This window comes from Brevibacillus sp. AF8, from assembly GCF_021270385.1.
In the GTDB taxonomy this organism is placed as follows: Bacteria; Bacillota; Bacilli; order Brevibacillales; family Brevibacillaceae; genus Brevibacillus.
In genome coordinates this window covers 94,123-114,205 of the sequence record NZ_JAGQDN010000006.1, presented here as the reverse complement: position 1 = coordinate 114,205, position 20,083 = coordinate 94,123, and the positions used below count along the sequence as shown (strand labels likewise).

Here is a 20,083-nt window from a genome sequence, read left to right as displayed (position 1 = left end):
GATCTGTCATCGAAGGTGGTTTGCCCATGGTTCATACACCAAAAAAAGCCCGCATCAGCCTCTTGACCCAAATGGTTCTCCTCATTTCCATCGTTGTCCTGATCAGCATGGGGATAGGAACTGCCTTATTTTCCCTCATATTAGATGACATTTTGGATCGCTATATTGGACAGCAAGCCATGACGGTCGCCAAGCTATCTGCCATGGACGAACGCATCATTGCAGCCTTTGGGACCGATCATCCTTCCAAGGTGATACAACCGATAGCCGAAACCATTCGAAAGGAAACGGGCGCCAGCTATGTTGTGATTGGAAACAAGGACGGTATTCGGTACTCTCACTACGACCCAAAGCAGATTGGATTACCAATGGGAACCAGCAATGACCCCGTCTTTTTAGAAAATCGATCGGTCATTTATCGTGGGACAGGCATTTCAGGTCCAGCTATCAAAGCGAAAACACCGATCGTCAACAAGAAAGGCGAAACCATTGGCGTCTCCTCTGTCGGCTATGTCATGAGTGATGTAGAGAAAAAGGTCGCGGAATACAAGGAAAGGGTCGTCGCCTTGTCTCTTATGCTGCTGGTTATCGGAATGATTGGCGCTTTTATCATTGCCAGAAGAGTCAAGCGTTTGATCTTTGGTCTTGAGCCAGAAGAAATCTCATTTTTGTTTACGGAAAAAGCAGCTATTCTTGAATCGATTCGCGATGCTACGGTAGCAGTCGATATGCAAGGGCGTGTCGTCTCGATGAATAAACGCGCACGTTCCCTCCTCCAAGAGGATTTGGCCGTAGGGAAATCGATTGCTAGCCCGCAATTGCGCGACATCATTCATTCTGTCAATCGAAATACACAAGAAATGAACTACAAAATTTTGCTGGGACACGAAATTTTTATAACCGACTACTCTCCTATTTTGAGCAATAATGAAATCAGAGGCGTGGTCTTCACATTTCGTCCAGAGTCTGAAATCGAGCAGCTGACCGAAGAAATTACCAAGATCAGTTCCTTTTCGGATAATATGCGTGCGCAAAATCACGAATATTTAAATCGTTTGAACACCATTTACGGTCTCCTCAAGCTAAAGGAGTACGACAAAGCAATCGAACTCATCACCGATGAAGTAAAAGAACGGCAGGATATTCTCGCCTTCATTATGAGTTCAGTCAAAGAGCCCTTCATCGCAGCTTGTCTGCTAGGGAAAATCAATCGTTCCAAAGAACTGAAGGTATTACTCGAAATTGATCAGGATAGCTATTTGGGAAATGTACCTGACAGCTTGGATACAAAGGTATTGGTCACTATTCTCGGCAATTTGATCGACAACGCGATGGAAGCTGCCCTCGAATACAAAGGCTCTGACGCAATGGTTCATGTGTCCTTTACTGATTTGGGTGGCGATATCATTTTCGATATCGAAGACAATGGACATGGGGTATCAAAAGAATTGGAGCCCCGCATCTTTGAAAGCGGTGTCACTACGAAATCAGGTGAAAATCGAGGACTCGGTTTGGCTATTGTGAAAAACGCCATCGAGCTGTTAGAGGGGCAAATCTCACTCGGGAAAAGTGATCTTGGCGGAGCGCGTTTCACCGTAGTCGTCCCCAAGAAATGGGACAAAGCAAGTAGATGAGGAGGCCATCCACCATGTCTGAGAAACCTATTACCGTCATGATCGTGGAAGATGACGAAATTGCAGCTAGAATCTATGAACAATTCACAAGTAAACTGGAAGGATTCCAGATTATTGCCACGGCCACGACCGGAAAACAGGCGCTGGAGATGCTTCACGTCGTTACGCCAGATGTGCTGCTCTTGGACATTTATTTGCCGGATATGAACGGGATTGACCTGTTGCGTGAAGTTAGGAAGCATTTTCGCGGGATCGATGTCGTGATGATCACAGCCGCAAACGATGTGGAAACCGTGAGAGAAGCGATACGTGGCGGTGCATATAGCTACATCATCAAGCCGATTATGATCGATAAATTCATGTCTACCTTGGAGCAATATGCAAATACGAGACGTCAGCTGCAGCAGCATACAACCATTGATCAGACAGCAGTGGACAAGCTGTTTACGAAAGCCGCACACACTCCTGCTGCCAAAACCGTTGAGACTGTCACTACGCTCCCGAAAGGCATCGACAAGCTGACATTAAAGCTAATCCGGGACAAAATGCAGGAGACCACCCAAAGCATGAATGCCGATGATCTGGCTGCACTGGCTGGCATGAGTCACTCGACCGTGCGCAGATACCTCGAATTTCTCGTCTCTATTAATGAAGTGACTGTCGAGACGTTCTATGGAACAGTCGGGCGTCCGGAACGAAAATACCGCTGGGTTCCGCAAAAAACGGCAAAATAATGCCAGATGGCAAAAAGAAGGGAAGCCTCATTTATGAACCTGAAGCTTCCCTTTTTCTTTTCTTGCTACCGGTTGTGTCGCACCTGGACTCTTTTCCCGAAACATCGTGATGATGGCAACGGATGCGATGATCATGACAGCAGCAATCAAGGTTTGGCTTGTCAATTGTTCATCAGCGATCAGCCAACCTAGAAATACTGCGACAATCGGGTTCACATAAGCGTACGTGGAGACCAGGGAAGGCTCTGCATTTTTCAAAAGCCAAATGTACGACGTGTAAGCGACAATGGAACCAAATCCAACTAAGTAGCCAAAGGCAATCCAGGAACGAAGGGTAATCTCCGATAGATGCAGCTTCGTCCAATCGTCGAGAAACAGCGACACGATCCCCAACAAAATTCCCCCGATGATCATTTGCAAGGCCGTTGCCATTACCGGTGATGCTGGGAGCTTTGCATGGCGCGAATACAGCGATCCCACTGCCCAACTGATTGAGGCAAACAGGAGCGCCAAGATTCCAATGGTATCGATCCCTTGATTGCTTGTGCTCTCGGGATGGATAACCATCACAGCGATCCCCGCCAATCCAAACAGGATTCCTCCCATGACTCCAACTGTTGGCTTTTTCTTGCTGCCACCGATCCAGTTGAAAACGAGAATCCATAATGGAACCGTAGCGATCAGCAAGGACGCGATTGCTGACGGTACCTTGAGTTGTGCCCATGCTACTACACCGTTACCCCCGAGAAGCAGCAACGCCCCAACAATTCCCGCTCCTCTCCATTCTGCAACACTGGGTAGGTCTGCCCCTTTCCAACGCCCAATCAGGAACAGGATCGATCCCGCCAGAAAAAATCGCGCACCAGCCATAATAAAGGGTGGCATCGACTCAATGGCGATCTTCATTCCAAGATACGTGCCTCCCCAAAACAGGTAGACAGCTAGCAACGCAATCGTAACGACAAATAATTTTGAATCTTTTTTTCCTGTCATTGTGTTTCCACCTTGGTTGTCAAATTTCTTTCCAGCCATCCTCGTAGATCGTCGACAAGATGAAAGTCGTAGATGTTTCCAGTATTTCGTCATACTGAACCATTTCATCGATCAGATTGGTGATATCTTCCGGTGCCGTCGCACGTACTTTTAGCATCATACACCACTCTCCAGCGAGCCGCTGGCATTCGATGATGGTCACGTTCGGTACCTGAACGTTCATAATCTTTGCGGTGATTCCTTTGAAGTCCTGACATCTTGCTTTGACGAAGATCAATACCTTGAGCCTTTGCTCTAATTTTCTCCAGTCAATGATGCCACGGTATCCCTTGATAACGCCATTCTTTTCAAGCTTGGCAACCCGTTGGTGGACAGCTGGTCGCGAGATGTGCAGCAGCTTGCTGATTTCCTCATGAGATATCCTTCCGTTTTCCTCGAGCAATTGAACAATTCTCAGGTCAACCTCATCCATCACATACCTCCTGTGGTTATAGTAGCATATTTTCCTTCATATAGACCATTCGTACTTTATATTGACCGAATTCAAACGAATAGTAAATACAGATGCAAAAAATTAAAAATATAATGCCAAAAACCGTCTCGAAAACCTCTTTATCATTACGAATCGTTACTTAGGTACCCATACAAAAAAAGAAAAAGCCCCCGCTTGATTGTAAGCGGGGACCAGCTTGGAAACATCGTCCGTATCATTCTGGTTTCTCAAACAACGCCATCCACTCATCAACTTGAATGGAAACGACTTGCTCTCCTTCTTTTTCAACCGCGAAGTAGGCTTGGATTACCTCATCAGCACTAGTGATATGGGCGGTTACTTGCTCAACCTGCTCCTCAGTCTCAGTCGTACGTCTGACCCAAGTCGCATACGGGAACGTCTTTTTACGGATGCGCGAATGACTCTCCACCAATCCCTCTTGCTCGATCCACGTTAACCATTCGGACCGTGAGTAGCTTCGTACATGACTGTGATCCCGAAGTTTCTCCAGCGTATTGACAAATCGATCGAGCTTTTCATCCTCTGCTGCGATATTGTCGATCAGCACGAATTTTCCACCCGGCTTCAGGACTCGGGCCACTTCTTTTACAAACGCCTCTGGGTTCGGGAAATGATGGGCCGCGATTCTGCACCCGACTGCATCAAAGGATTCACTCAAAAACGGAAGTGCCTCCGCATCCGCAACCACATAGAAGACATTGCTTGTGTGGGATCTCAGATGGTTTCGCGCCGCTGCAAGCATCGGCTGTGTCAAATCAGTCGCAAAGACTTGACCGACATGTAGAGCGATTGCCTTGGAAAGATGACCGCCGCCCGTTGCCACATCAAGAAACACCCAATCTGGCGAAGGATTCAGCCAAGGCGTGAGGAGAGAGAGATCCTCTCCCGTAGCATGCGTCTGGCTATTCACATATTTTTCAGCATTCGTACCGAACTGCTGTTTGACTTCCTCTTTGATCTTTTTGTCATCGCGCATGAGAATCTCCCTCCTCTATTCTTCGTTCACGATTACTTTCTTCCCTCTCATTTTCATGATCAAGGGAACGGTGATCCAGAGAACCGCAATGATCAGAAACACTAGCGAAACTGGTTTTTGAATAAAGATAGAAAAATCACCATTGGACGTCGTCAGCGCGCGTCGCAAATTATTTTCAATCATCGGACCCAAGACCAAGCCAAGAACGAGTGGAGCCATTGGGAAATCGTTTTTCGCCAAAAAGTAACCCACGAGTCCACAAAGGAGCAGCAAGACCAGATCAAAAACGGAGACACGGACTGCGTAAACACCGAACACGGAAATGGCAACGATCATCGGGATCAAATATTTAGGCGGCGTCTCAATCAGCTTCGCAAACACCTTTACGAGCGGCATATTGAGGATCAAGAGCATCACGTTTCCGATGAACATACTGGCGATCAAGCCCCAAGCGATGTTCGGATGGTCTTCAAACAAGAGCGGACCTGGCTGCACGTTGTACATAATCAGTGCGCCCATCAAAACCGCTGTCGTCCCTGTACCCGGAATCCCCAAGGTCAGAAGTGGGATCATCGCCCCGCCAGATGCTGCGTTGTTCGCTGACTCTGGAGCCGCTACCCCAGCGATTGCTCCTTTGCCAAATTTTTCAGGCGTTTTACTGATTTTCTTTTCCAGCAAATAAGCAAGGAAGGATGCCAGTGTTGCACCAGAACCAGGAACAATACCTTTAAAGAATCCAACCAGTGATCCACGGAGAATCGGTCCAGCACTTTCCTTCAAGTCTTCCTTGGTCGGTATGATTCGGGAGATTTTGGCGATCTCTCCCTCATTCACATCGCGCTCGAGGATCGTCTTGAACACTTCTCCAAGCGCAAATACCCCTACGGCGATCGTCAAAAATTCCAAACCGGAATATAGCTCAGGCATATCGAAGGTAAAACGCGCCACGCCAGATACATTGTCCAGCCCGATCGTCGCGATCAATAAGCCAAAAACCGTCATCATCAATGCTTTGGTCACGGACTTGCCTGCCAGCCCGCTCAGTGCACATAGCCCCAGGATCATCAGCGAAAACTCATCTGCCGGACTGAGCTTGAGCGCTACTTCTGAGAGTGGCTCTGCCAAAAATACCAGACCGATAAGCGAGACAAGCCCTGCAAAAAAAGAACCAATCGCAGCAATGGAGAGAGCGACTCCCGCTCTTCCTTGCTTCGCCATCGGGTATCCGTCCAGTACGGTAACGACAGAAGATGACTCACCAGGTGTATTCAACAAAATCGAAGTGGTAGAGCCACCGTACATCGCTCCGTAGTATACCCCTGCCAGCAAAATAATGGCACTGGTCGCCGCTGCTTCTGGCGGCAGTCCACTCGTCAACGAAGCTGTCACCGGAATCAACAAGGCCACGCCGCTGATTGGCCCAATCCCTGGCAATACACCGACTACTGTCCCGATCAAGACGCCGACAAACGCAAAGATGATATTTTGCCATTGCAGGGCAGTGGCAAATCCGTTCAGCAAATAGTCAATCGCACCCATTTCATCCACCTCCTACAAGCCTAACCATGTTGGTAAACCGGGCAATGTGCCATCGAGAACTTCCACGTACAACAAGTAGACACCGAACGAAAACGCACTGGAAATGATCACGCTGTTGAGCCATTTCCCTTTCTGCATCGTCTGGAATCCAACGAAAAGGAACAGGAAGGTGCTGATCACGTAGCCGATTTCCTCCATAAGCAATACGTAGAATAATGCCGCGACAAGAACGATGAGGAACCGTTTGTAATCGAGCTTTTCCTTCTCTTTCTTGCCCTCTTGCTTGTATTTGAACGTCTCATAAAATAATCGCAAGCTGAGCAGGATCAGAAGACTTCCAAGTCCCATCGGAAAAATGTTTGGTCCGACATTGCTGCCGTAAGCGCTCGCCGAGATGTTTTGGCTCCCGACCACAAATGCTACGCCCAACACGAGAAAAATCAGACTGGCGAAGCGGTCAAATGTTTTGCTCACGTATGTTCCCTCCTGTTCGTACAAGAATCCAGAATGAAGGAGGAGAAGAATCGCTCCTTCTCCATCCCCCAGCAAAACTTTTTATTTCGCCATTCCGAGCAAGCCCAGGATTTCCTTGAACATTTTTTCTTGCTCACCCAGGTAGCTCTTGAAGTCTGCACCGTTTTTGTAGCCATCGTCCCAGCCATTTGCCTCCAGCTCTGCTTTCCACTCAGGAGTCTCTGTCATCGCTTTCAATTTTTGCTCCCAGTAAGCAACAGCATCTGGCGTCATGTCTTTTGGTCCAAATACACCGCGCCAGTTGATCAGCTCCGTGTCATAACCGGATTCTTTGTACGTCGGGATGTCCTTGAACATACCTTTCAAGCGCTCAGGGGAAGATACACCCAGGATTCTTACTTTGCCGGATTTCAAGTATTCACCCGAACCGGATACATCTGTAGCCAGTACATCAGCATTGCCACCCAAGAGAGATGCGATCGCTTCCCCACCGCCATCGTAAGAGATGTATTTCACTGATTTCGGATCAATTCCCGCTTTAACAGCAGGCATCAAAAAGGTCAAGTGATCAAGCGAGCCAGGAGCAGAACCGCCTGCAACCGTTACTTTGGTTGGATCAGCTTTGATGGCATCCATTAACGATTTCAGATCCTTGTATGGAGAATCGGCAGCTACTACGATCGCGCCGTAATCTTTCGTCAATTGTGCCAACGGAGTCATATCATTGTAAGAATGCGGGCTGTTTCCTTCTTTTTTCACATTGTTGATGACGATTGGTGTAGAGGGAAGCAGGAGCTTGTAGTTGTTTTTCTTGTCCTGCGTTACGAAATCAGCCAAGCCTACTGCCTGTCCGCCACCTGGTTTGTTTTCGACCGAGATCGTCTTGTCTACCAGCTTCGTTGCTGACATCACCTTTGCGAGAGAACGCGCTGTTTTATCCAAGCCTCCGCCTGCGCCCGATGGTGCGATAACCGAGATAGGTTTTTCTGGGTAGGTAGAAGCTTCTCCAGAGGAAGCCGTCTGCCCACCGCCGCCTCCACAGGCTGCGAGGCTAAGTGCCATTGCCGTAGTGAGGAGTACTCCGCTCCACTTCGTCCATTTGTTTGATTTTTTCATCTTTATGACCCCCTCTGTTGATAGCGTTTTCAATTATGGTAAGGAGATCATAGCATCCGATGAAAACGCTTCCTAGTTTGTTCAGATAATTTGGATAAACGCTATATTTATGATTATTTTCATTTTTTTCACACCAAAAAGACCTGCCGTTCCGATCAGGGAACGTACAGGTCTTGCTATTAATTTGACTGTAATACTGTCTCAGGCGCTGGTCTCCTTTGGCTGTTTGATCCTGCTGTGGCGGTTCGTCCATGCACGAGCGCCGAAGGAAAACAGCGTAAGGACAAGGACCAAACGAAACAGATGAAACGCCGTCACTAAGAGCGGATCGGCTCCTGTCGCCAAGGCAGTCAAGCTCATTTCGGCGAGTCCACCTGGCACCGTCGCCAAAATCGCCGTCACGATATCGGTAGCAGACACGTAAGAAATGCCGATGGCAAGCACAATCACCATGACGAACAAGAACAGGGAATGCAGAAGACCGAAGAGAAAGAATCGGCGGTTTTTGGCGATGTCCTCTCGTTTGAAGCCAAGACCGATGCTGACCCCGATGAATATTTGAGCTCCTTGGACCAAGATGCTTGGCAACGCAGGACTCTCTCCCACAAGCGATGTATTCATCGAAATCAAAGCGGTCACGAGCAAGGCACCTAGCAAGAACGGGGCGGGTATATAACAGCGTGACGCAATCAACGCTCCAATGAGACCAGCCACAAGAATCATGACTGTCTGCCCAATCCCCAGCATGTGTTCTGTAGTAGCCGTCTGTATGGCAGCATGCGTAGGTAGAAATGTCACTAGATAAGGGGTACAAAGCACGACGCTGATCGCACGGATCGAGTGAAAAATCGTGATGACTTGTTGATTTCCTCCCGCCATTTGCCCCACCGACACCATTTCCGATAAACCACCTGGAATATTGCTGAAAATCGCCGTTATTCCGTCTACCCGGCAGACCTTGTAAAATATCCAAGCGTTCACCAAACTGATCAAGATGGTCAAAATCGTGGTGATGAGCATCAAACCAATGTGTCCCGTCATCGTCTCGACGATTTCAGCTGTCATTCGCAGACCCAGGGTGATCCCGATTACTGTCAATCCCGCTTGACGAAACCAACGGGGAATCCAAAGATTTTTGACCCCAAGCATATTACAGATCACTGTCATAACTAGCGCTCCGAGCAGCCAAGGAAGTGGGCTGTGAATGGTAGCAAACAGCCAGCCTCCCAGTGATCCGAGCAGCAATGTAAACAAAATGCGTAACAGCATAAGCGTTCCCTCTCCTACTATCCGACGTTGTATGAAGCTTCTAGGGTGGGGGTACACCTAGTGTAAAACAATTGTTCTCGCAGAAAAAATACAAAATGGTTATCGTTGGCGATTCCTTGTGTGAATAATAAAAACTGCTGGCTCCCATTCAGGAATTCCCAGCAGTTCCTTTTTCCTTGCTTAATCGATGAATGCTATCTCACCCTGCTCTATGAAGCGCACAAATGCCTTGACCATTTGCAATTCCATCGAGTCGGCATGATAAAACATCCAGGTACTTCGTTTGATCGGCTCCCCCTCGGCTGTGGTCAGCTCGATCATGTGCAGATCGTCTTTGCCATTCAGCACGCCTCGTGGAAGGATGGCGTACCCCAAACCGTTTGCTACCATTTCACTACATGTATCCGCTTTGTCGACCTCCATGCCGATCAGTGGTGGTTGAGAAAATCGTTCCGTCCACCAGCTGTCCACTAATGCCAGCAGCATAGGATCCGTCTCATAGTCGATTCGTGGCAGAGTGGGCAGGTCGTCGATATGAATACGTTCCGTGGAAACGACATAGACCGATTCCTCGAACAGCAAGTGCTTTTGATCGGACCAGTTGTAGCTTCCCCGGACGAAGCCTACGTGCACGTCCTGATTATACACGGACTTGTAGACGTCTTTGCTCCATCCGGTCATTACCTTGTACTCGACATTCGGATAAGCTTCCTTGAACTTTTTCAAGATCATCGGGAGCTTGTACCGTGCAAAATAGTTGGAAACCCCCAACCGGAGCGTCCCATTGACCTCGTTGCCCATGTTCAAGACATGCTCCTTGATATTGCGCAGTCTAAGGAGCATTTCATCCGCACATTTGGCCAAATACTCGCCTTGAGGAGTGAAATGAACGCCTCTGCTCCCCCGTTGCACGATCTGTACGCCAAATTCTTTTTCAATCTGCCGCAATCTTTTGGTCAGCGCAGGCTGGGACAAATACAGGCTTTCGGCTGTCTTTGTAATGTTTTGTTCCTGGTACAAGGTTTGGAGAATATACCAATCTCGATATTCCATAGCTATAGTGTCTCCGCATGGTTATTTGTCACTTCTTTATTTAATACATTTTTCCCCTTTCTTTTCAAATAGTTTCCAATCACAATGACCAGAAGTGCCAATGCTACCGGCAAAATCATATGCAGCGAAGGCATTACCCCCTCGAGGAAGCTGCCAACTGCTTTGTCTCCTACAATCATTTCTCCTGCTGTATATCCGAGCAAAGCCGCCCCCAACAATACGATGATGGGAAAACGGTTCATCAGCTTCATCAGCAACTGGCTTCCCCAAATGATGAGCGGAATGCTGATGGCAAGACCGATGATGACCAAAACCAGGTTCCCGTTCGCTGCCCCGGCTACAGCGATGACGTTGTCCAGACTCATAATCAGATCGGCAAAAATAATGGTTTTGAGTGCCTCAACAAAACTCGCTCCCCCACCAATGTGACTGTCCTCATCTTCACCTTTTAACAGCTTGACCGCAATCCAGATGAGCAAAAGCCCTCCGACGACCTGGACAAACGGAATTTTCAACAGCCAGATGGCAATGAAGGTAAGGATGATTCGCAATCCAATTGCACCGAAGCTCCCCCAAAAAGTAGCTTTTTTCTGCAGCTCTGGGCTCAGGTTGCGGCAGGCAAGAGCAATTACGACTGCATTGTCTCCGCTCAACACCAGGTTGATCATAATAATTTGTAGTAAGCTAAGTAAGTAATCTGTCATGATGTCTCCCTCCAAAATTGCTAATACTGACAATAATAGACCTATCTTTTCCTTCGTGCAGTATTATTTCTATTATTTGCATATATTTTTTTTGAAAGACAGACTACTTCTTGTATCCATACACCGAATAATCCGCCCGCACCTTTCGAATTGCCAGCCAAACCGGCAATCCTCTCGCTACCCAACGCAGGGCAGACATAATATTTTGTTCATTTTCAAACTGCTCGACAATGATGACGGTCTTTTCATTGATGTACGTCTGTAGCTCCTCCCATCCCATTGTCGAATAACGGTCATTTCCGTACGTTTTCAGCGCCAGAAAGTCTTCGCGTTTTGGGTCCTTCAGTTGGAGGAGATGTTGAATGGCTCTCGCGCATTCTGGATGAATGGTGTTATTCAACATAGATGCCATGCCTCACTTTGGAACTGGATGGCCTTTTTCCAGCACCTGATATTTTTTGCTTTCTTTCCTGACGATTTCAATTGCGATTTTGTTCTTATCTGGTATGCCTTTTATCGTGTAGTATGTACTGCCTGGGATGTAGTATGGAGTATCTCCCTCTTTGAACTCCTCCCATTCGCCTATTCTACTCACCGTTCCAAGTACTTTATCTATGTTGGTTTCAATAAGATCCTCATCAACCGGAAAATAGAAGTATCCATCATGGACAAGGTATTCATATGAATTGTCTTCCGATTTTTTGAGCCAATTCGGTTCTTCAGAATCAAATGCTGTATTCTCTATGGTGGAACGAGAACTTGTTGAATATTGAGCTCTAATTGAGTCTTCTATTTGAGAGATCCCCATACTGGCACTTAATATCCCAATAGCGCTCAACATTATGATAACAATAAGCCATTTTCTATTCATTAATCCCTCACCGCCTTGCAAAAAATAAAAAAACCTTACTCCATGTTATATGAATGAAGTAAGGTTTGCTATCCGGCATTTTATTCTATTTCTTGTCTTTCTTGTCGGATGGTTTTTTGTCATCAAATTTTATTTCTTTATACCCTTTGGTGTCGTCTGTATCAAATTTCCTGCTGGCGGTTTTCGCTAAATTAGTCTCAAAGTTTATATTTAAAACTTCAATACTGTTTTTTATATCCCCACCTTTATCTGTAGTTATTAATTTTAATAGAACCCCTGTTTTTTCATCTACCCACATTTCAAATGATGTTGAATTTAATTTCTTTGACAAATCCTCCGAGAGCTCACCCGATATAACTACTGCATTTCTTTCTAAAAACATTTCCTCACCAGTAATTTTGTAATTTTTGGCCTTGTCATCTAACCAAAAACCATACTCTTGTGGAAATGTTACTGTCTTTGCTATCAATGCCTTTGCGGGGTCTTGTCTGTAAATATATACATTTGCCTCTTTTCCATCAGGATCTTTTTCTTTTTTTACTCGTTCTCCTTTTGGTACTTCTACAGAACTTGAACTTTTCATTTTTAAATAAGTTTTGCTCGTATTATTTAACTGTAAAACAAATTCTTCATCTGCAACCAGTTCTTGGCTGGTTTTTCCAGAAGGATCTTTTAGGACTGTCCTACTTCCTGGATTTTTGCCCTGTTGCACCACAAATTCAGCCGTATATTTCTTTCCAGCGACATCATACTTAAATTCACCTTCTACATACTCGTAATAATCAATGGCATTTAACATTTTTTCTCGAATTGCCCCTTCGGGATTCTCGGCTTTCACTAATCCAGTCCCTAATTGAGAACTGATTAACATGAGCGCAAGAAAAGGAATAACTGAAGTAAATAATCGTTTCAAAATAATCTACCTCCTTGTTTAATCTATTCAAATGTTTCCTCTCTAACCTTAACGGCATCAGCACCTAGATTATCATTATCTACACCCGCAAACGCGTATACATATATAGTAGTAATATTGGAACCAAATCCAAGTTGCTCTCCTTCACCTATATAATTCCACCCCCCTGGTGCAGTATTTTGATCAATTGAACCTACCATTACTGTTCCAAAACCACTGTCGTCATATTTAGCCATATACATTGCATCAGCCCTAAATTTTGTTTCATTAAGGTAGACCCAAACTTCAGGGGACATTAATTGTATTGGTTCGTCCCATGTAAATTCCCACCAATATACACCTGCACCATCATAATTAATTCGGTAGTCATTCCCCCAAGAATCAGTATCATTTTCAAGATCAAAGTCTCCAGTAAACCAATCAGCACATTCAGCTTTTGTTGATCCATTATCACAAGTTTCCGACTTATATCCTGCACTCACAAGATTAACGTTAGAAAATACAATACATAGAAAAAGAACGAGATTCGTAAGGTAAATCCAACTTTTTTTCATAATTCTCCTCCGCATATAGTAGTAATAACATCAATTATTTATGTAAAAAAATGTTATTCCTACCTCCTTGTTTACTTGAAGTTCAGTCTTGCAGATTTGAATAGGTGTCATTTTCCTTTTGATGGAATATATTCAAATAATAACTTCTATATCTGCAAATTTCTACAATTTTCACTCAACACTTTTTGATATTACTCATATATCTAATTGTCGATCTACTATAATAATTGACGTATCTTATTCTTATATTAAGATTTCTTCACATGATTTCTCCCTTATCAAGAAGTATATGACCTTTCTTCCCCATTTTTAAATTCGTACTTCTAACGCAGTTTCAGTATCTTCACGAGGGGATTCGAGGAACTTGTAGCGATTTTTGAAACTAACCGATGAGCGGGCATTGAAACTGCTTCTAAAAGTAGTTCTTGCAGCGCATCAGGTCGCTTCTCTACTTCAATATATTGTTCCATAAGCTCCACATATCGAAATTCCCAAGATATCAGCAAATCACTTTAATTGTCATAAAATCTGGCAGTTTAATCTCCTTATTTCAATCCTCGAATCCGCCGCCTTACTAAGCCAGCCTTCCTTGCTAGCTCTGAAAGTGTTAAACCTGCTTGATCGCGGTAATTCTTTATACGTTCTCCCAAAATTGGATACCATAGTACTTTTTCTTTAACTTTCATACAGAATTACTTACTACCTTTATGCATCTTTTTTATAAATTTTCCATATGAAAAAATTTTATCACCAAGCTTTATTTTTAGAGCATTTGCATAAAAATTTCATTAATATGATTGATGATTTTAAATCATATTCTGCTGTTGAGCTCGGCGTACTAACCATCAGTTAAGTGATCGCTTACCAAAGATATATGAAGTAAGCTTTTACTAGAAGCTTTCATAAAATAAAAAAGGCCATCATCACTTTGGTAGGATAACGACCTTTTGTGCTTCTGCTGATTCAGTTTTTCTGTTCTCGTCTTCGTCGTCCGTTGTCTCATGTCTGCAAAAGCGAAAATGCTTCTGTTGAGCTCCGGGTTTCTTTTACCTTCACGAGCCAGTTTTTCCCGTTGCTTGCGTGCTGCGCTTTTTGCCATTGTCTTTCACTCCTTTTTGAATACCGTCCTTGATGTTATCATAGAATGCTTCCTCTGTTGTTGCAACGAAAATAGTAAAATCGCCTACAACTCTTGTCCATTCCTTTTTCTCTTCCATGAATAGGATAGATTGACAGGAGGTGTTGTTACTCGATGAAAAACAAAAGAATCACCGCGAGACGCGTAGAAAACCAAGTTTATTCCAATCGGGTTCTGCGCTCTGAATTCGATCGCAACTGGCGTACGGTAATCTCCCGAAGTGGTTACGTTATTTATATTGCAACAGCGAATCGGGCTAAAGTCACAGTACTGCTCTCAGATGGATCTAGGAAATTGCTCATCTTCAGACAAGGTGGAAGAGTTTTGGTTGGCGGTGGGGGTACCAGTCATTATAGCAAACCGCACATTGCAAGAAATTTGTAAGATGAGGGAATCGCCCTGCTCAGCTCAGGTATTGCTTGTGACAGGGCGATTTTTATTGAACGGACCGCTACCTCGTCTTAATGATTACCTTCATTTTTTGCTTCATTTTTGTATCCTGAATGATTCCGATGATCTCCGCTCGTTTCCATACAACAAATTTATGCTCTTGTCCGTTATGCATCTTGATTTTCATTCCGTTTGGGATCACGAATAGTGTATTTCGCTTTTCAACGGATGCAATATCATTCAAGTTTAATTCGAGAGGCTGTGTTTGAATATTGAGACTGTGTGGTTGAAAATAGAGTCTCTCACTCGTAATCGTTAACCTCCCACCTACTCCTTCCATTCCTCTGAATAGGTTTGCCGCTATATTCTCTTGCACGATCGATTCATTTCCCCTGAGTTCCATTGCTTCTTTTTTCCCCTCCGACATGCGATTCCATTTTTTCTCGAATTGGTAGGCAATTCATAGTACCATAATTAGGAATCATTAACGATCCCTACCTATTCAAAAAATGCACGAGAGTATTCAACAACTCCAGAAACATTGGCCAAGGCATTTTCTTGGAGCTCCAATGCCATAAATACTTCATCTGGTACTTCGAAAGGTGCTTTTATTCCCCAACGGGAGGCTTTTTGGAAGCCAAACTTCGGGTAATATTCGGGATGCCCGAGGACAACAACAGATTGGTATCCCAGTTCTTTGGCTTTTTGGAGGGCTTCGAGAATTAGTTTCTTCCCTATGCCTTTGCTTTGGTAATCGGGCAGGACTGACACTGGGGCAAGCCCGAGTGACTCTATGCTCTGATTGTCATTGCGAATGTTTATTTTCGAGAGAAGAATATGTCCCACGGTCTTTTGATTCTCATCATCAATCGCGACTAGAGATAACGCGGGGATGAATGCATCCGATTTTCTGATGCGAGACACCAACTCATGTTCTTTGCGATCGCTGAACTCAGCATTCGCGAATGCACTTTTTACGACCTGTTCAGTAACGGAATAATCATCTACTTGTTCTATTCTGATCCTCATGTTCATCGTTCACATCTCCTCCCATATCGCTTGTGTTGCCAATATGGTATCACATCTATACAGCAAAACGCCCTGCTCGTTTGCAAGAGACAGGGCGCTTCGTTTGTTTTCGGACACAGATTAATAGGTAAATTTATTGAGCAATACTTTCAGCTCTTCCGCCAGTGACGACAAGGATTGAGCGGAGGATGAGATCTCTTGCATGGAGGCGAGCTGCTCCTCGGTAGAGGCTGCTACTTCCTCGGCTGTTTCGGCGTTGCTTTTCGCGATGGTGACGAGCACATTGGCTGTCGCAGTTACTTCCTGAACAGCAGCCAAGATTTGCTGTGCGATCAAGGATACTTCTGCGATATGTGGGTTGGTCATTCTGGTGCTTTCCATAATGCCTTCAAACTTGTGAATCGTCTCCTCTGAAACGTTCAAGCCTGCTTCAACATCCAGTCTGACTTTTTCCATGTTGTCGACGGATTGCTTAGTTTCCCGTTGAATCTCTGTGATCAATTCAGAAATTTGCTTAGCCGACAATTGTGATTGCTCAGCCAACAGTCGCACCTCTGTAGCTACAACCGCAAAGCCTTTGCCATGCTCACCAGCCCGTGCCGCTTCAATCGCTGCATTCAATGCCAGCAAATTCGTCTGCTGGGCAATCCCGCTGATGACATCTGAGATCGTCCCAATTTCTTTCGAACGATCATAGAGCGATTTGGTCATGCGATCAGACTGTTCTACTGATTCATGAATCGACTTCATTTGACTCATGACTTGTTCGACAAAGCTGCCACCTTCTTCTGCCTGAACCGTCGTTTGCTGAGCAGTATCCGACAACACATTGACACTCTCTACAATCCGTGTGACCCCTTCCGCAATTTCCTGCAGTGAGCGCACATTTTGGTCGATTCCGCTTGTTTGTTGTTCCGCGCTACCAGCTACCTCCTGAACAGCAGTCGTTACATGCTCGGTTGCAATGCTCGTCTGCTGCGCGCTCGCAGTCAATTGCTCCGAAGACGCGGCTACTTGCTCTGCTCTAGTCTCGACATCTGAGATGAGCGCCCGCAGGTTATCCTGCATCGTATTAAACGCATGGCCGAGCTCACCGATTTCATCAGTTGACCGTACTTTAATCGGGTCAGTCAAATTACCTTGGCTCACTCTAACCGCATGTACCTTCACGTCCTGAATGGACCGGAGAAGAGAACGCAGTACAGCTGCTACAATGAGTGCTCCCAGCAGCAAGCAGATCGTAATCGTCCAAAACGTTTGCGCGAAAATCGGCTGTGCAGCATCCTCAACCTCTGACAAGTACATCGAACCAGCAATTTTCCAGCCAGTAGCCGGATTCGTTACATAGTAAATCTGTTTCGGGATGCTTTGCTCCTCGTAATTGAAATGACCTGTTTCTCCTTGGTACAAGTTGTCGTAAAAACTCTCTTGTGCCACAGTTCCTGCCTGATTTTCCGGGTGGACGACATACTTCTTATTGCTGTCCACTACGATGACATCTCCATCCGAACCGATGCTGACTGAGTTTGCCAGTTGTTTGATCTGCTCAATCCCAACTGTAATGCAGATAACCCCAGCGCCATCCTCCGTCGTTCTTGCTACCGCTACTAAAACCTCACCTGATACCGCCGAAATATATGGGTCCGTAACGACGACAGTTCCCTTGTTTTCCATCGCTCTCTTGTACCAGTCTCTCGTACGCGGATCAAACCCTGCCTGTACTTCTTGCTTGGGAGCGCGGAAGTATTGTCCGTCAACTGTTCCCAAACTGATACTGGACACGTCCGCATGCATACCCATATACATATCCAAATGGTGCATGATTTCTTTTTGAACATCAGCTGATTTCACGCCAGGTGTGATATCTTTTGCCAAATAGTCAGCATCCTTCTTTTTGCCCTCAAACGTACTGCTGACGATGGAGTTGACCAAATCGACGTTTTCGTTGGCACTATCCAAGATCTGTTTGGCAATTTCTTGTTTCGCTTGATTGTAAGCCAGGCTTCCAACGACAAGGGAAGGGACTAACAAAATCAAGAGAAATGTGATTATGAGTTTGGTTCGATAGCTTCGAAACCAATTTCGCAAGTCAACTTTCACTTCATTTCATCTTCTTTCTAAGTTGTATTTAGGGAAACGTTTCATGTTGGTGAAGTCCTAATTTTTTATATCGGTAACGAAGGTTGGTTAATTAAGCAAAAAATATATAGAACTGTAATAGGTATAAAAAAGCGGGGCCTATACCGCCCCCAAGGCCATAGAAAAACCGCCCTGCTTACGTATGATAGACAGGACGGTCGGTATTGACTGCTATTTAGTAGCGAAATTTATTGTAAGTTACTTCAAACGCGCTTCATTTTCGCTAAACGGATAAACTGTTCGTCACGTACACGCAGCTTTTCTGAGACAGATGCATCCTTATACGAGTAAATCCCTGCGCCCGTCTTGGTGCCGAGATTGCCTTCTGCTACTCGTTCCTCAATGATGGCGGGTGCTTTTGTCGAGCCATTCAGCTCTGGCGCCAGGTTATCTATCACGCGCTTCCACGTATCGAGTCCACCTAAATCCGCCGTCTCAATAGGCCCGACAAAAGCCCAACGAAAGCCAATTCCGTTCTTCATTACCGTATCGATCTGGGCTGCATCTGCCACACCTTCTGCGAGCAAATGAAAAGCTTCTCTCATCAAAGCTGTTTGCAGCCGATTGGCGATAAAACCCGGTACATCCTTTTTCAACAAAACCGGAGACTTCCCGATCTCTTCCATCAGTTGTATCGTTTTTTGAACCACTTCCTCCGCGGTCTTCTCGTGCCTGACTACCTCGACCAACGGAACCAATTGGGCTGGATTGAAAAAATGTGTAATGATAAAGCGCTGAGGCGTGGTTGCTTTTTCGATCAGTCGCGCAATCGAAAACGTAGACGTATTGGAAGCAATAATCGCATCTGGTCTCGCGTATTGCTCCAGCTTTTTAAACAGCTCCCACTTTAGCTCGATGACTTCTGGTACCGCTTCTGTGATGATTTCAGCAGCAGATACTGCCTCTTGCAAATCCGTGGTCAGGACGATTTGCTCGAGCGCTGCTACTTTAGACTCGTCTGCAATCACTCCCTCTGCAACCAGAAGGGAAAGGCTGTGCTCAATGCTAGCTCTTGCTTTCAGCAAAAACTCTTCCTGCAAATCGTAAAGAGAAACACGAAATCCAGCCAATGCGAATAGCTGCGCGATTCCATGTCCCATAACACCTGATCCGATGACAGCCGCATGCTTTTCCATAGAAAGAGCCCCCCAGGGTGAATTAGGTTTACTTACTAAGCTTTCCACGATGAAATACCTAGTTCCTGCCCAATAAACTCCTACTACTTTTATCGAAATTCATTCCTATGGCGCTTGTTGGCAGGAATAAAGTTTTGTACCATTAAAAAACGTTTAGTAAACCCAGTTATTGGAATGGACGTTTTATATACGGAGGCACACATGAAACTACTGAATAAAATCGTGGTCATCACAGGAGCCAGTCAAGGATTGGGCCTTGAGATGGCAAATGTTTTGGCAAAAGAAGGAGCGATCGTTTGGGCAACCTCTCGAACCGCGCCACATCCGAACGAAATTGAACAAGCTGAGCCGGGAAGTGTGACGAATGTACAGCTAGACGTGACCGACGAGCAAAGTGTCCTTGCCTTATTTGCGCAAGTACAAAGGTTATACGGACGTTTAGATGTCCTTGTCAACAATGCAGGAGTCGGCGTGTTTAAACCTGTCGAACAAACAAGCGTAGATGAATGGGAGCATGTTTTTCGCACCAATGTAACTGGACTCTTTCTTTGCAGCCGCGAAGGATACAAGGTAATGAAAGCTCACGGAGGCCGTATCATCAATATCTCTAGTGTCTCAGGGTATATTCCCATTGCAGAAAACGGTGTTTATGGAGCTTCGAAATTTGCCGTCCAAGGCTTTTCCCAAATTTGCAATGAAGAATGGAAAAACGACAATGTAAGAGTCTCCACCATTTTTCCCGGTGCCGTTCATACAAACATGACGGAGGAGCGGCATTTTTTTGATCCGAGTGCGATGCTCGTACCAAAAGATGTGGCGGATACCGTGTTAGATATCGCCTCCCGTCCGCTCCACGTTCGAATCGATGAAGTCAAAATCCTTCCGCCTAAAGGCGTTCTCTAAATGA

Annotated in this window: 22 protein-coding genes; 4 read left to right on the top strand and 18 right to left on the bottom strand. The window is 45.4% G+C overall.

The annotated features are described in order from the left end of the window. Nucleotides 1-26 precede the first annotated feature (26 nt). Both KB186_RS11065 and KB186_RS11060 read left to right on the top strand, forming a co-directional pair. On the top strand, nt 27-1,634 hold the full coding sequence (locus KB186_RS11065) for an ATP-binding protein (RefSeq protein WP_221867483.1): 1,608 nt from the start codon (nt 27-29) through the stop codon (nt 1,632-1,634). Nucleotides 1,635-1,648: 14 nt separating this feature from the next. Next, complete coding sequence (locus KB186_RS11060; protein ID WP_173609013.1) at nt 1,649-2,368, top strand: response regulator; 720 nt, start codon at nt 1,649-1,651, stop codon at nt 2,366-2,368. Nucleotides 2,369-2,395: 27 nt separating this feature from the next. Here KB186_RS11060 and KB186_RS11055 read toward each other — a convergent pair whose 3' ends face one another. From KB186_RS11055 to KB186_RS10990, 14 genes are all read right to left on the bottom strand, one after another. Then, the gene (locus KB186_RS11055; RefSeq protein ID WP_232773605.1) at nt 2,396-3,361 is read right to left on the bottom strand and encodes an EamA family transporter; all 966 of its coding nucleotides are present in this window, start codon (nt 3,359-3,361) and stop codon (nt 2,396-2,398) included. Between the two features lie 19 nt (nt 3,362-3,380). Continuing rightward, the gene (locus KB186_RS11050; RefSeq protein WP_173609015.1) at nt 3,381-3,833 is read right to left on the bottom strand and encodes an Lrp/AsnC family transcriptional regulator; all 453 of its coding nucleotides are present in this window, start codon (nt 3,831-3,833) and stop codon (nt 3,381-3,383) included. A 235-nt stretch (nt 3,834-4,068) separates the two neighbouring features. Continuing rightward, nucleotides 4,069-4,851 carry a class I SAM-dependent methyltransferase gene (locus tag KB186_RS11045; protein ID WP_232773604.1) on the bottom strand — a complete coding sequence of 261 codons (783 nt, stop codon included), beginning with the start codon at nt 4,849-4,851 and terminating at the stop codon, nt 4,069-4,071. A 15-nt stretch (nt 4,852-4,866) separates the two neighbouring features. Further along, entirely contained in the window at nt 4,867-6,390 is a 1,524-nt protein-coding gene (locus tag KB186_RS11040; RefSeq protein ID WP_173609017.1) for a tripartite tricarboxylate transporter permease, read from the bottom strand. A 12-nt stretch (nt 6,391-6,402) separates the two neighbouring features. Then, nucleotides 6,403-6,864 carry a tripartite tricarboxylate transporter TctB family protein gene (locus KB186_RS11035; protein ID WP_173609018.1) on the bottom strand — a complete coding sequence of 154 codons (462 nt, stop codon included), beginning with the start codon at nt 6,862-6,864 and terminating at the stop codon, nt 6,403-6,405. 81 nt (nt 6,865-6,945) lie between these two features. Further along, the gene (locus KB186_RS11030) at nt 6,946-7,980 is read right to left on the bottom strand and encodes a Bug family tripartite tricarboxylate transporter substrate binding protein (RefSeq protein ID WP_173609019.1); all 1,035 of its coding nucleotides are present in this window, start codon (nt 7,978-7,980) and stop codon (nt 6,946-6,948) included. A gap of 201 nt (nt 7,981-8,181) precedes the next feature. Further along, the gene (locus KB186_RS11025; RefSeq protein WP_173609020.1) at nt 8,182-9,249 is read right to left on the bottom strand and encodes an AbrB family transcriptional regulator; all 1,068 of its coding nucleotides are present in this window, start codon (nt 9,247-9,249) and stop codon (nt 8,182-8,184) included. A 180-nt stretch (nt 9,250-9,429) separates the two neighbouring features. Beyond that, nucleotides 9,430-10,302 (bottom strand): LysR family transcriptional regulator, encoded by an 873-nt coding sequence (locus tag KB186_RS11020; RefSeq protein ID WP_173609021.1) that lies wholly within the window; start codon nt 10,300-10,302, stop codon nt 9,430-9,432. A 2-nt stretch (nt 10,303-10,304) separates the two neighbouring features. Beyond that, nucleotides 10,305-11,006 (bottom strand): TerC family protein, encoded by a 702-nt coding sequence (locus tag KB186_RS11015; RefSeq protein WP_173609022.1) that lies wholly within the window; start codon nt 11,004-11,006, stop codon nt 10,305-10,307. 103 nt (nt 11,007-11,109) lie between these two features. Next, nucleotides 11,110-11,409, bottom strand: coding sequence for a hypothetical protein (locus KB186_RS11010; RefSeq protein ID WP_232773603.1), 300 nt, complete (start codon nt 11,407-11,409; stop codon nt 11,110-11,112). Nucleotides 11,410-11,421: 12 nt separating this feature from the next. Beyond that, nucleotides 11,422-11,877, bottom strand: a complete 456-nt coding sequence (locus KB186_RS11005; RefSeq protein WP_221867477.1) for a hypothetical protein — start codon at nt 11,875-11,877, stop codon at nt 11,422-11,424. A gap of 85 nt (nt 11,878-11,962) precedes the next feature. Then, nucleotides 11,963-12,790 (bottom strand): hypothetical protein, encoded by an 828-nt coding sequence (locus KB186_RS11000; RefSeq protein WP_221867476.1) that lies wholly within the window; start codon nt 12,788-12,790, stop codon nt 11,963-11,965. Nucleotides 12,791-12,813: 23 nt separating this feature from the next. After that, nucleotides 12,814-13,344 carry a hypothetical protein gene (locus KB186_RS10995; protein WP_221867475.1) on the bottom strand — a complete coding sequence of 177 codons (531 nt, stop codon included), beginning with the start codon at nt 13,342-13,344 and terminating at the stop codon, nt 12,814-12,816. 838 nt (nt 13,345-14,182) lie between these two features. Continuing rightward, nucleotides 14,183-14,443 (bottom strand): hypothetical protein, encoded by a 261-nt coding sequence (locus KB186_RS10990; protein ID WP_221867474.1) that lies wholly within the window; start codon nt 14,441-14,443, stop codon nt 14,183-14,185. A gap of 153 nt (nt 14,444-14,596) precedes the next feature. Here KB186_RS10990 and KB186_RS10985 point away from each other — a divergent pair, with 153 nt between their 5' ends. Continuing rightward, nucleotides 14,597-14,866 (top strand): hypothetical protein, encoded by a 270-nt coding sequence (locus tag KB186_RS10985; protein WP_064201727.1) that lies wholly within the window; start codon nt 14,597-14,599, stop codon nt 14,864-14,866. Between the two features lie 67 nt (nt 14,867-14,933). On the opposite strand, the gene KB186_RS10980 is transcribed toward KB186_RS10985, so the two are convergent. The 4 genes from KB186_RS10980 to KB186_RS10965 form a co-directional block, all read right to left on the bottom strand. Further along, nucleotides 14,934-15,275: a GRAM domain-containing protein gene (locus KB186_RS10980; protein WP_173609025.1), complete on the bottom strand. Its 342-nt coding sequence runs from the start codon at nt 15,273-15,275 to the stop codon at nt 14,934-14,936. Nucleotides 15,276-15,370: 95 nt separating this feature from the next. After that, on the bottom strand, nt 15,371-15,907 hold the full coding sequence (locus KB186_RS10975; protein ID WP_173609026.1) for a GNAT family N-acetyltransferase: 537 nt from the start codon (nt 15,905-15,907) through the stop codon (nt 15,371-15,373). A gap of 114 nt (nt 15,908-16,021) precedes the next feature. Continuing rightward, complete coding sequence (locus tag KB186_RS10970) at nt 16,022-18,001, bottom strand: methyl-accepting chemotaxis protein (RefSeq protein WP_232773602.1); 1,980 nt, start codon at nt 17,999-18,001, stop codon at nt 16,022-16,024. Between the two features lie 242 nt (nt 18,002-18,243). Then, entirely contained in the window at nt 18,244-19,176 is a 933-nt protein-coding gene (locus KB186_RS10965; RefSeq protein ID WP_232773601.1) for a 3-hydroxyacyl-CoA dehydrogenase family protein, read from the bottom strand. 201 nt (nt 19,177-19,377) lie between these two features. Between KB186_RS10965 and KB186_RS10960 the strand changes: the two genes are divergently transcribed. Beyond that, nucleotides 19,378-20,079, top strand: coding sequence for an SDR family oxidoreductase (locus tag KB186_RS10960; protein ID WP_232773600.1), 702 nt, complete (start codon nt 19,378-19,380; stop codon nt 20,077-20,079). Nucleotides 20,080-20,083 lie beyond the last annotated feature (4 nt).